This is a genomic window from Tsukamurella tyrosinosolvens (assembly GCF_900104775.1).
In the GTDB taxonomy this organism is placed as follows: Bacteria; Actinomycetota; Actinomycetes; order Mycobacteriales; family Mycobacteriaceae; genus Tsukamurella; species Tsukamurella tyrosinosolvens.
The window spans coordinates 3,676,231-3,687,877 of the sequence record NZ_FNSA01000003.1; the positions used below are offsets into that span (position 1 = coordinate 3,676,231).

The following is an 11,647-nucleotide window of genomic DNA, read 5'->3' on the forward strand; positions in this document are numbered from 1 at the left end:
GCCCTACCGTGGATGCACCCACCGGACTAGGAGCCACCCGTGACGTACGAGTTCCCCACTTTCGCCCACCTCCCCGCGGTGCGCGCCGCCGCGGCGCCGCACGCCCCCGCGGTCGCCGACGACGCGATCGACCTCGACAACGCCGCCTTCGACGGCGCCGTCCGCAGCGCGGCCGCCGCGCTGCGCGCCGCCGGGATCGGCCACGGCGACGTGGTCGCGGTCAAGTTGCCGAACACGGCGCTCCTCGTGGTCACCCTGTTCGCGTCCTGGCACCTGGGCGCCGCCGCGACCCCGATCAACCCGTACCTCGCGCAGCCCGAGGTCGAGTACCAGGTGCAGGACGCGGGCGCCGCGGTCCTCGTCACCGACGCCGACGCGCCCGCCGGGATCACGGTCGTCGCCGCCGACGCCCTGCTCGCGCACGCGCCGGACGCCGCGGAGCCCGCATCGGCACCGTCGGACCTGGCTCTGCTGATCTACACCTCCGGCACCACGGGGCGCCCGAAGGGCGTCATGCTCGACCACGCGAACCTCGTGGCGATGAGCGAGATGTCCTCGGCTGCCTTCGACTTCGACGCCGACGACCACAGCCTGCTGATCCTGCCGCTGTTCCACGTGAACGCCATCGTGGTCTCCACGCTCAACCCGCTCCGCGGCGGCGGCCGCGTGACGATCGCGGGCCGGTTCGACCCGCGGACCTTCTTCCAGGTCCTCGAGGAGACCGGCGCGACGTACTTCTCCGCGGTACCGACGATCTACACGATGCTGGCCGGCCTGCCGCCCGAGGTGCGGCCGGACCTGTCCCGGGTGCGCTTCGGCGTCTGCGGTGCGGCACCCGCCAGCCGGGAGCTGCTCGAGGGCTTCGAGGCCCGCTACGGCTTCCCGCTCATCGAGGGCTACGGCCTCTCGGAGTGCACCTGCGCCGCCACCTGCAATCCGCTCGACGGCGAGCGCAAGGTCGGCAGCGTGGGGGTGGCCCTGCCGGGCCAGCGGATCCGGATCGCCGGGCCCGACGGTGCCGACGTCCCCGCCGGGGAGCCGGGCGAGGTGCTGCTCGCGGGCCCGAACATCATGCGCGGCTACCTCGGACGGCCCGAGGAGACCGCCAGGACCGTCGTCGACGGCTGGCTGCACACCGGCGACGTCGGCGTCCTCGACGAGGACGGCTACCTCCGCCTCGTGGACCGCGCGAAGGACATGATCATCCGCGGCGGGGAGAACATCTATCCCAAGGAGATCGAGACCACGGTCTACGGCGTCGCCGGCGTCGCCGAGGCCGCCGTCATCGGCCGACCGGACGCGAAGTACGGCGAGCTGCCGGTGCTCTACGTGTCCGCCGCGCCCGGCGTGCAGCTCGACGTCGAGACCATCGCCGCCCACGCCCGCGCCCAGTTGGCGAAGTTCAAACAACCCGTGACGATCACGGTCCTCGAGACGCTGCCGAAGAACCCCGTCGGCAAGATCGACAAGCCCTCGCTGCGCCGGCTCGACGCCTCCTCCAGCCAGCCCGCCTGACCCACCCATCCCGTAAGGACTCTCATCATGGGATTCATGAAACCCGACCTCCCCGAGGTCGACCCGGCCGAGTTCATCACCCGCCCGCTGCAGGACCGGCTCCGCTTCGCCACCCAGCGCTGGGTGGACCACGGCTTCGGCACACAGAAGGTCGCCTTCGTCATCTACGTCGTGAAGTTGGTCGTGCTGTACGCCTTCGGCGGTGTACTCCTCGCCACCGCCACCTCCGGCCTGCACTTCTGGGAAGTCTCGGCCTGGTGGAACCAGCCGATCGTCTACCAGAAGCTGGTCCTGTGGACGACCCTGCTCGAGGCCATCGGTGTGGCCGGGGCCTGGGGGCCGCTGACCTTCAAGATCAAGCCGATGACGGGCGGGATCCGATTCTGGGCGCGCACCGGCACCATCCGGCTGCGCCCGTACACGTGGGTGCCCGGCACCGCCGGCACCCGCCGCACGTCGCTCGACGTCGGCCTGTACTGGCTGCTGCTCGCCTCGCTGGCGGCGGGAATCGCACTCCCCGGCGTGATCGTGACCGACTCGTCGCCGTACGACCTGGTCGCGCCCTGGCTGATGGTCGCCCCGGTCGCCCTGCTGGTGCTGATCGGCCTGCGGGACAAGACGATCTTCCTCGCCGCCCGCGGCGAGCAGTACATGCCCGCGCTGATCATGTTCGGGCTCCTGCCGCTGCTCTCCTTCGCGACGATGATCGTCGGGCTCAAGCTGCTCATCGTGGTGGTCTGGGTGGGCGCCGGCATGTCGAAGATCGGCAAGCACTTCATCAACGTGATCCCCGTCATGGTCTCCAACTCGCCGTGCATGCCCTTCACGGGCCTGCGCCGCGCCCACTACCGGAACGCGCCGCACGACCTGCTGCCGTCGCGGCTCGCCCGGTTCATGGCCGAGGGCCTGGGCACCTTCGTCGAGATCGTCGCGCCGCTGATCCTGCTGTTCTCGATGAACCGCACCGTCACCGTGGTCTGCGCCGTGTTCATGGTGTGCTACCACCTGTTCATCATTTCCACCTTCCCGCTGGCGGTCCCGCTCGAGTGGAACCTGCTGTTCGCGTACACCGCGCTGTTCCTCTTCGTCGGGTTCCCCGCGCAGGACGGCTATTCGGTGCTCGACATGTCGCCGGCGTGGCTGATCCTCGTGGTGCTCGCCGCCCTGCTGGTCTTCCCCGTCCTGGGCAACATCCGCCCGGACAAGGTCTCGTTCCTGCCCTCGCTGCGCCAGTACGCCGGCAACTGGGCGACCGGCATGTGGGCCTTCGCGCCCGGCGCCGAGGAGAAGCTGAACCGGGTGCAACGACAGACGACGAACACCGTCGACCAGTTCGTGGCGACCGGCGTCGACCGCGAGTGGGCCGAGACGCTCATGAACATGGGGCTCGGGTGGCGCGCGATGCACAGCAACGGCCGCGGCCTGTTCTCGACGCTCCTGAGCCACGTGCCCGACGTCGAGCAGCGCACCCTGCGCGAGGGCGAGCTGGTGTGCAACACGCTGATCGGCTTCAACTTCGGCGACGGCCACCTCCACGACGAGACGCTCATCGCCGCGGTGCAGGAGCAGGCCGGCTTCGAACCCGGCGAGCTGATCGTGGTGTGGGCCGAGTCGCAGCCGATCACCCGCTTCAGTCAGGACTTCAAGATCATCGACGCCGCACTCGGTGTCGTCGCCCGCGGCCGGTGGAGCGTCACGGAGTGCGTGACGACCCAGCCGTGGCTGCCGGACGGCCCCGTCGCGTGCGAGATCACCTGGTCAGCGGACCACGACCGCTTCCCGCTGGGCATCGGGCTAGGCTCGCGGGCATGACCACCGGCACCGTCGTCGGCGGCGGGCCCAACGGGCTCGCCGCCGCGATCACCCTCGCCCGCGCGGGCGTCGAGACCACGCTGCTGGAGGCCGGCGACACCGTCGGCGGCGGCCTGCGATCCTTCGAGGCCATCGTGCCCGGCCTGATCCACGACCACTGCGCCGCGATCCACCCCATGGCCGTCGGTTCGCCCTTCCTCGCCACCGTCGATCTCGCCCGGCGCGGGTTGCGCTGGCGGTCCGCCGAACTCGAGTGCGTGCACCCGCTCGACGACGGGACGGCGGGCGTGCTGCGGCGCACCGTCGGGGACACGGCCGAGGGCCTGGGGCGCGACGGTGCCGCCTGGCGCGCCCTGTTCGGCCGGCCGGTGCGGAACTTCGACAAGATCGGCCCGTCGATGCTCGGCCCGCTGCTGCGGATACCGCGGCACCCGGTGGCACTGGCCGGATTCGGTGCGCCCACTCCCCTGCCCGCCGCCGCACTGGCACGCGCCTTCCGCACCCCGCAGGCGCGGGGTCTGTGGGGCGGCGTCGCGGCGCACGCCTTCCGCCCCCTGCACGAGCCGATGAGCTCGGCGATCGGCAAGGGCATGCTCACGGCCGGCCACGCCTTCGGCTGGCAGGTCGCCGAGGGCGGATCCGGGGCGCTCGCCGCGGCCCTGCTCGCCGAGTTCGAGGACCTGGGCGGCCGGGTGGAGACGGGAGTGCGGGTCACCGCGGCGAACCTTCCCGCGTCCGACGTCACCCTCCTCGACCTGGACCCGCAACAGGTCGCGGCGGTCCTCGGCGATCGCCTGCCGAGCCGGGTGCTGCGCGCCTTCGAGCGATTCCGGTACGGGCCCGGCGCGTTCAAGGTGGACTTCGCCGTGCAGGGCGGCGTCCCCTGGACCAACCCCGACGCCCGGCGTTCGAGCACCGTCCACCTCGGCGGCGAGTTCGCGGAGATCGCCGCGACGGAGAAGTCCATCGCCGCGGGGAAGATGCCCGAGCGCCCCTTCGTCCTCGTCGGCCAGCAGTACCTCGCCGACCCCTCCCGGAGCGTCGGCGACGTGCACCCGGTGTGGTCCTACGCGCACGTGCCGAGCGGCTACACCGGCGACGCCACCGAGGCGATCATCGCCCAGATCGAACGCTTCGCCCCCGGCTTCCGGGACCGGATCGTCGGCACCGCGGTCTGCTCCACGACGGAGATGTCCCGCTACAACGCCAATTTCGTCGGCGGCGACATCAACACCGGCTCGAAGGACCCGCTCCAACTCGTCTTCGGCCCGCGGATCACCCTGCAGCCCTACGACCTCGGCGTCCCCGGCACGTACATCTGCTCCGCGGCAACGCCGCCCGGACCCGCCGCGCACGGGATGTGCGGCTTCCACGCCGCGACGCGAGCTCTCGGCCGGCTCGGCCGCTGAGCGCCCCGAAAGGCCCAACGATCGGGGCACCGTCGCCCCGGAACGGAGATCAGATGACCGAGATCCTGCTGCTGGTGCGGTCCGCCGCCGCCTCGCCCGAGGTGGAGGACGAGTACAACGCCTGGTACGACGAGGTGCACGTACCCCAGATCCTCGAGCGCGTCCCGGGCGTGACCTCCGCGCGGCGGTACCGCCTCGCCGACGCGCAGCTCACCCCGGCGGACAAGCTGCCCGTCGCCTACCTGGCCGAGTACCGCATCGAGACCGACGATCCCGCGGCCTCCGCGGCCGCGCTCGGCGCGGCGCTCACCGACGGCACACTCGACATGAGCCGGACCATCGCGCGGCCCGAGATCCTGTTCTACCGCCCGGTGTAGCGCTCCGCGGCGACCGGCCTACTGCGCGGCGTAGGCCGGCTCGCTGCGGAACCGGGAGATGCGGCCGTCGATGCCGCAGATCCGCCACATGAGCCTGCTCAACGGGTTCATGAGGCCGCACTTCTCGGCCATCATCCGGACGTCGCCGAAGACGTCGCGCTTCATCTGCTGCGATTCGTCCGAGCGCCAGAAGATGTCCTTCTTCACCGACCGCGGGACGTCGAAGGTCTCCCAGAACTCCTTGGGCGGCATCATGATCATGGTCACCATGACGCGCATGGTGATCGGCAGCATGAGCGAGAGGATCAGCCGCGGGAAGGCGCCGCGCGTGGGGATCCGGTGCTCGAGCAGCTGGTGCGCGAAGCCGATGTGCCGGGCCTCCTCGGCCACGTGGATCTGCATGATCGAGCTCATGGCCGGATGCTGCTCGGAGCCCGACCGCAGGAACTGCTTCTGCAGGTGGTCGATCGGCTCCTCGCCGCCGAGCACCATCATGTAGAAGTACAGCGGCGTCATGGTCGCGAAGAGCGGCACGATCGGCGAGATGCGGCGCAGGAACCAGCTGCCGCCGGGCACGTCCATACCCACGCGGTTGACGAACTCCTGGAACATCAGCGTGTGCTGGCACTCCTCCTTCGCCTCGTGCGTGGCGTAGCGGAACTCCGGCGAGTTGTTCGGGAGGGCCGCCGTGTACTGCATGATCCCTCGGATCAGCATCGACTCGAACTGCAGGCCGACCTTGGCGACGTTCGCCTGGCGCCACATCCCGATCTCGATCTGCTTCGCCAGCGGCTGCTCCTGGTACCACGGGTGACGGCCGATCGGATCGAAGCGGGAATCGCACACCCAACGCGGATCGTCGGGGACGATCGCCAGCTCCGGCGCGTCCCAGTCGATGTCGAGGTACGGGTCGAAGTTCCGGCGCACCGAGGCCTCGGAGAGGTCCGTCAGCGTCTGCTCGTACTCGGCCTGACCGGGGAACGGGTTCCCCTGCGTGCGTCCCATGTGCGTGAGGGCCAGTCGCATCCACGTCTCGCTTCCGTCCGCAGCCATCGTCGTCGTGATAGCCGTTCGGGTTCACCCTATCACTATCAATCAGCAGTGCTGGTTTCTTCGGCGATGAGCTACACGTAGGACAAGATCAGCACGCCGGTCGAGAAGGCGAGCATGCCGAGGCAGTTCACCCAGAACGTCGACCCGAGGAAGCCCGCACGGACGTGCGCGACCGCGGCGCACACGAAGTAGGCGACGACGCCCGCGTTCGCCGCGAAGCCCACGCCGGGGTACTCCAATCCGGCGAGCAGCCCCGCGACCGCGACCAGCTTGATCACGACGAGCGTCCACCACCAGTCGCGCGGGAACCGGACGCCGTCGAGGCAGTCCTGGATGAAGGCGGGCGGACGCACGGACAACAGCGCGTCGCCCAGCAGCACGACGGCGAGCGCGACGGTGAGCCACGGCCAGTGCGGCACATCGATGAAACCGGTGGTCATTGCGGGTCTCCTTCTCCCAGGATCTGTGTGATCGCCTCGACGAGGCGCTCCGCTGCGACCTCCCGCGTAACCGCCCCACCCGAGGTGGCGAACAGCAGGCCGATGTAGACGAAGTACAGAGTGCGGGCCGCAGCGCCGGCATCGGCGCACCCCGCGGCGGCGAAGACCTTCTCGAAGTCGGTCTGCAGCTCGTCGGCGAGGTCGCCGAAGGTCCGGGAGCGGTGCTTCCCGCGCGCAAGAACCGCCGCGTACTCGCGGGAGAGGTCGCCGTCGGCGTTGAAGTACGTGACGAAGGGGGCGACAACGCCCACCAGTCGCGCGATCGCCTCCGCCCGCCCGAGAGCCGGTAGCGCCCCACTCGCGTCGCGCGCGGCGTGCACAGCCGCGATCCAGTCATCGACGATCGCGATGAGCAGCGCGTCCTTGTCGCCGACCGCCATCACCGTGCCGACGCTGACGCCCGCGTCGGCGGCGATGCCGCGCACCGTCGTGCCCGCGAAGCCGCGCTCCCGGAAGGACCGGTCCGCGGCGGCGAGTACCCGCGCCCGGGTGCCGGCCTTCGCCTCCGCTCGCGACTGAACATGTTCATTGAACATGTTCAGTACAGTAGCGCGCGCTCCCCGTACGCGCGAGAGCCCCGTCGGACCCGGGGGTCCGACGGGGCTCTCGCGGTGGTGCGGGTGAGACCTAGGCGGTCTCGGTGATCGGGCGATCGACCCAGCTCATCAGGTCGCGCAGCTTCTTGCCGGTGACCTCGATCGGGTGCTCGGCGTTCTCCTTGCGGAGGGCCTCGAGCTCCTTGTTGCCGCCCTCGACGTTCGCGACGAGGCGCTTGACGAAGGTGCCGTCCTGGATGTCCGTGAGGATGTCCTGCATGCGCTTCTTGGTGTCGGCGTCGATGACGCGCGGGCCCGAGAGGTAACCGCCGAACTCCGCGGTGTCGGACACCGAGTAGTTCATGCGGGCGATGCCGCCCTCGTACATGAGGTCCACGATGAGCTTGAGCTCGTGCAGGCACTCGAAGTACGCCATCTCGGGGGCGTAGCCGGCCTCGACCAGCACCTCGAAGCCGACCTTGACGAGCTCCTCGGTGCCGCCGCAGAGCACGGCCTGCTCACCGAAGAGATCGGTCTCGGTCTCCTCCTTGAAGGTGGTCTTGATGACGCCGGCGCGGGCGCCACCGATCGCGGCGGCGTAGCTCAGGGCGAGCGCCTGGCCGTTGCCGGTCGGATCCTGGTCGACGGCGATGAGGGCGGGGACGCCCTTGCCGTCGACGAACTGACGGCGCACCAGGTGGCCGGGGCCCTTGGGGGCGACCATCGCGACGGTGACGTTGGCCGGGGCCTCGATCAGCTTGAAGTGGATGTTCAGGCCGTGGCCGAAGAACAGCGCGTCGCCGTCCTTGAGGTTCGGCTCGATGTCGGCCTTGAAGATCTCGGCCTGCGCGGTGTCGGGCGCGAGCAGCATGATCACGTCGGCCCACGCGGCGACCTCGGCGGGGGTGCCCACGGTGAGGCCCTGCTCCTCGGCCTTGGCGCGCGACTTCGAGCCCTCCTTGAGACCGATGCGCACGTCGACGCCGGAGTCGCGCAGGCTCAGCGAGTGCGCGTGTCCCTGCGAGCCGTAGCCGACGACGGCGACCTTCTTGCCCTGGATGATGGAGAGGTCGGCGTCCTCGTCGTAGAACAGTTCGATTGCCACGGTGGTTCGGTGTCCCTTCTTGGTTTTCTGCAGTAGTGAAGTTAGCGGGTCGCGGTGATCGACTTCGGACCGCGTCCCAGCGCGATGACGCCGGACTGCGCGATCTCGCGGATCCCGAAGGGATCCAGGACCGCCAGCAGCGCGTCGAGCTTGTCCGGCGTACCGGTGGCCTCGATGGTCACCGAGTCGGGCGAGACGTCCACGATCTTGGCACGGAACAGGTCGACGGTGTCGGTGACCTGGCCCCGCGAGGTGGCGTCCGCGCGCACCTTGATGAGCATGAGCTCGCGCGCGACCGAGGTCGTCGAATCCTGCTCGACGATCTTGAGCACGGAGACCAGCTTGTTGAGCTGCTTCGTGACCTGCTCGAGGGGCAACTCGTCGACCGTGACCACGATCGTCATACGGCTGACGCCCTTGAGCTCGGTACCGCCCACCGCGAGGGATTCGATGTTGAAGCCGCGGCGGGAGAACAGGGACGAGACGCGGGCGAGCACGCCCGGACGGTCCTCGACCAGGACGCTCAGCGTGTGCGTGGTGCTCACTTCTGCTCCTCCGAACGCTCCATCGCGGCGTGGATGACGGCCGGCTCGTCGGCCGCGTCGTCCTCGTCGAACAGCGGGCGGATGTCCCGCGCCGCCATGATCTCGTCGTTGCTGGTGCCGGCGGCGACCATCGGCCACACCTGGGCGTCGGCGCCCACGATGAAGTCGATGACCACCGGGCGGTCGTTGATCTCGCGCGCCTGCGCGATGATCGCGTCGACGTCCTCCTCGCGCTCGCACCGGAAGGACACGCAGCCCATCGCCTCGCCGAGCTTGACGAAGTCGGGGATGCGCATCGAGTGCGTCGACAGGTCGGTGCTGGAGTAGCGCTTCTCGTAGAACAGCGTCTGCCACTGGCGGACCATGCCGAGGTTGCCGTTGTTGATGATCGCGACCTTGATCGGGGCGCCCTCGATCGCGGCGGTGGCGAGCTCCTGGTTGGTCATCTGGAAGCAGCCGTCACCGTCGATCGCCCAGACCTCCTTCTCGGGCGCACCCATCTTGGCGCCGAGGGCGGCGGGGACCGCGTAGCCCATGGTGCCGAGACCGCCCGAGTTGAGCCAGGTGCGCGGCTTCTCGTACTTGACGAACTGGGCCGCCCACATCTGGTGCTGGCCGACGCCCGCGCAGTAGATCGCGTCCGGGCCCGCGGCGACGCCGAGGCGCTCGATCACGTACTCGGGGCTCAGCGCACCGTCGGACTCCGGCTTGTAGGCCAGCGGGTAGGTCGCACGGATGCCGTTGAGGTACTCCCACCAGGCGGTGAGGTCCGGGGCGGCGATGGTGGCGCGGTCCTCGGAGATCGCGGCGATGAGCTCGGCGATGACCTCCTTGCAGTCGCCCACGATCGGGACGTCCGCGAAGCGGTTCTTGCCGATCTCGGCCGGGTCGATGTCGGCGTGGATGACCTTCGCGTCGGGCGCGAACGAGTCCAGCTTGCCGGTGACGCGGTCATCGAACCGCGCGCCGAGGGTGACCAGGAGGTCGGAGCGCTGCAGCGCGGCCACGGCGCCGACGGTGCCGTGCATGCCGGGCATGCCCATGTGCTGCTGGTGGCTGTCCGGGAAGACGCCCCGCGCCATCAGAGTGGTCACGACGGGGATGCCGGTCAGCTCGGCCAGCTTGAGCAGCTCGTCCGAGGCCTCGGCCTTGAGCACGCCGCCGCCGACGTAGAGCACGGGCGACTTGGCCGCGGCGATGAGGCGCGCGGCCTCCCGGATCTGCTTGCCGTGCGGCTTGGTCACGGGGCGGTAGCCGGGCAGGTCGATCTGCGGCGGCCACGAGAAGACGGTGTCCTCCTGCAGCACGTCCTTGGGGATGTCGACGAGCACGGCGCCCGGGCGCCCGCTCTGCGCGAGGTAGAAGGCCTCGGCGATGACGCGCGGGATGTCGGCGGCGTCGTAGACGAGGAAGTTGTGCTTGGTCACGGGCATCGTGATGCCCGAGATGTCCGCCTCCTGGAAGGCGTCGGTGCCGATCAGCGGGCGGCCGACCTGGCCGGTGATCGCGACGATCGGGACCGAGTCCATCTGCGCGTCGGCCAGGGGCGTGACCAGGTTGGTCGCGCCGGGGCCCGACGTCGCCATGCACACGCCGACCTTGCCGGTGGCCTGCGCGTAGCCGGTGGCGGCGTGGCCGGCGCCCTGCTCGTGGCGCACCAGGACGTGGCGGACCTTCTTCGAGTCGAGGAGCGGGTCGTAGACCGGGAGGATGCAACCGCCGGGAATGCCGAAGACCGTGTCCACGCCGATCTCCTCGAGCGACCGGACCACCGACTGCGCGCCGGTGACGCGCTCGGGGGCCACGACGCGGGCGCCCTCGAGGGCGCTGTGCGCGACGTCGGCCGCGGCGTGCTGCTTCGAGGCGGCGGAATGCGCGCCGGGGATCCCGGCGCCGGGCTTACGGGCCCCGGGCTTCTGCCCTGGATGGGGCCGAGCTGTAGGTGCGCTCACGATGTGACCTTCTCACCGCTCTTGCGGTGCTCTGCTCTATGGACGTATCGGCGGGCGGCGTTGCCCGAAGACTATCCGGGCAACAAAAAACCCCCGTCAGCGGTAGCTGAGCGAGGGTAGCGCGTCGATGCTGGTGCGAAACGGTGATAACCGGTTCAGGCGTTGACGCGCCGACCGATTACGAGAAGCTGGTTGCTGTGTTTCACACCAGTGAAAGTAGGCCCCGGTGTGCATTCGCGTCAAACCAGTGAGCACCCCCGTCTCACAGGATGGGATTCTGCTGCCGCGTGCGACAATGCGTGTTATGAGCGAGAGCCCTGCGAAGCAGCCGAGCACGACGGGCACGACCCGCACCGTGACCACCGACCACACCTCGGACACCGCCGTGCCGATCGACGCCGGCGACCGGGTCGTCTTCAAGCATCCCCGCATCGCGCTCCTCGGCGTCGCCCTGTTCGCCGTGTGCCTCGCCCCCATCGTCGGCCCCTGGACCGTGGGCCGTTCCATCGACGGCAGCGCCGCCGGCACCGGCGCCGCGATCCTCGGCTGGCTGCTGTTGATCGTCCCGATCCTGCTCGCGCTGTGGATCCTGCGCGTGCGCACCGTCATCGGACCCGACGGGGTCCGCTCGGTCCGGGTCCTCTCGGCCACCACGATCGGCTGGGACGAACTGGCAGGGATTAGAATCGGGCGCAACGGTGCGGTGTACGCAGTCCGCACCGACGGTTCCGAGGTGCGACTACCCGCCGTCACCATCAGCCAGCTCCCCCGCGTCGCGGTCGCCTCCGGCGGCCGGATCCCGGACGTCACCGCGGAATAAATCCCGCCGGACGGGCCTTCCCT

The 11,647-nt window shown here is 69.9% G+C and carries 11 protein-coding genes; 5 read left to right on the top strand and 6 right to left on the bottom strand.

Translation table 11 applies throughout. The features are described from left to right. Nucleotides 1-39 precede the first annotated feature (39 nt). Genes BLW32_RS20180 through BLW32_RS20195 form a run of 4 tightly spaced genes read left to right on the top strand, consistent with a single transcriptional unit; the run spans nt 40 to nt 5,113 of the window. Entirely contained in the window at nt 40-1,515 is a 1,476-nt protein-coding gene (locus BLW32_RS20180; protein WP_068739476.1) for a class I adenylate-forming enzyme family protein, read from the top strand. A gap of 27 nt (nt 1,516-1,542) precedes the next feature. Continuing rightward, entirely contained in the window at nt 1,543-3,327 is a 1,785-nt protein-coding gene (locus tag BLW32_RS20185) for a DUF3556 domain-containing protein (RefSeq protein ID WP_068739478.1), read from the top strand. After that, nucleotides 3,324-4,736 (top strand): phytoene desaturase family protein, encoded by a 1,413-nt coding sequence (locus BLW32_RS20190; protein WP_068739480.1) that lies wholly within the window; start codon nt 3,324-3,326, stop codon nt 4,734-4,736. Before BLW32_RS20185 ends, BLW32_RS20190 begins: the two co-directional genes overlap by 4 nt. A gap of 53 nt (nt 4,737-4,789) precedes the next feature. Continuing rightward, nucleotides 4,790-5,113, top strand: a complete 324-nt coding sequence (locus tag BLW32_RS20195) for a DUF4286 family protein (RefSeq protein ID WP_068521529.1) — start codon at nt 4,790-4,792, stop codon at nt 5,111-5,113. 18 nt (nt 5,114-5,131) lie between these two features. Here the strand turns inward: BLW32_RS20195 and BLW32_RS20200 are convergent, their stop codons facing one another. From BLW32_RS20200 to BLW32_RS20225, 6 genes are all read right to left on the bottom strand, one after another. Beyond that, on the bottom strand, nt 5,132-6,139 hold the full coding sequence (locus BLW32_RS20200; RefSeq protein ID WP_068739482.1) for an AurF N-oxygenase family protein: 1,008 nt from the start codon (nt 6,137-6,139) through the stop codon (nt 5,132-5,134). A gap of 98 nt (nt 6,140-6,237) precedes the next feature. Beyond that, nucleotides 6,238-6,606 (bottom strand): DoxX family protein, encoded by a 369-nt coding sequence (locus BLW32_RS20205; protein WP_068521533.1) that lies wholly within the window; start codon nt 6,604-6,606, stop codon nt 6,238-6,240. Continuing rightward, a complete protein-coding gene (locus BLW32_RS20210) occupies nt 6,603-7,202 on the bottom strand; it encodes a TetR/AcrR family transcriptional regulator (protein WP_068739484.1) in 600 nt (199 codons plus the stop codon). Before BLW32_RS20210 ends, BLW32_RS20205 begins: the two co-directional genes overlap by 4 nt. Before the next feature lie 91 nt (nt 7,203-7,293). Next, complete coding sequence (ilvC, locus tag BLW32_RS20215) at nt 7,294-8,340, bottom strand: ketol-acid reductoisomerase (protein ID WP_326481115.1); 1,047 nt, start codon at nt 8,338-8,340, stop codon at nt 7,294-7,296. A gap of 8 nt (nt 8,341-8,348) precedes the next feature. Then, nucleotides 8,349-8,852 (bottom strand): acetolactate synthase small subunit, encoded by a 504-nt coding sequence (gene ilvN, locus BLW32_RS20220; protein WP_013127475.1) that lies wholly within the window; start codon nt 8,850-8,852, stop codon nt 8,349-8,351. Then, the gene (locus BLW32_RS20225; RefSeq protein WP_068521539.1) at nt 8,849-10,804 is read right to left on the bottom strand and encodes an acetolactate synthase large subunit; all 1,956 of its coding nucleotides are present in this window, start codon (nt 10,802-10,804) and stop codon (nt 8,849-8,851) included. Before BLW32_RS20225 ends, ilvN begins: the two co-directional genes overlap by 4 nt. A gap of 304 nt (nt 10,805-11,108) precedes the next feature. On the opposite strand from BLW32_RS20225, the gene BLW32_RS20230 reads away from it, so the two are divergent. Next, nucleotides 11,109-11,624: a PH domain-containing protein gene (locus BLW32_RS20230; RefSeq protein ID WP_068521542.1), complete on the top strand. Its 516-nt coding sequence runs from the start codon at nt 11,109-11,111 to the stop codon at nt 11,622-11,624. Nucleotides 11,625-11,647: the final 23 nt, after the last annotated feature.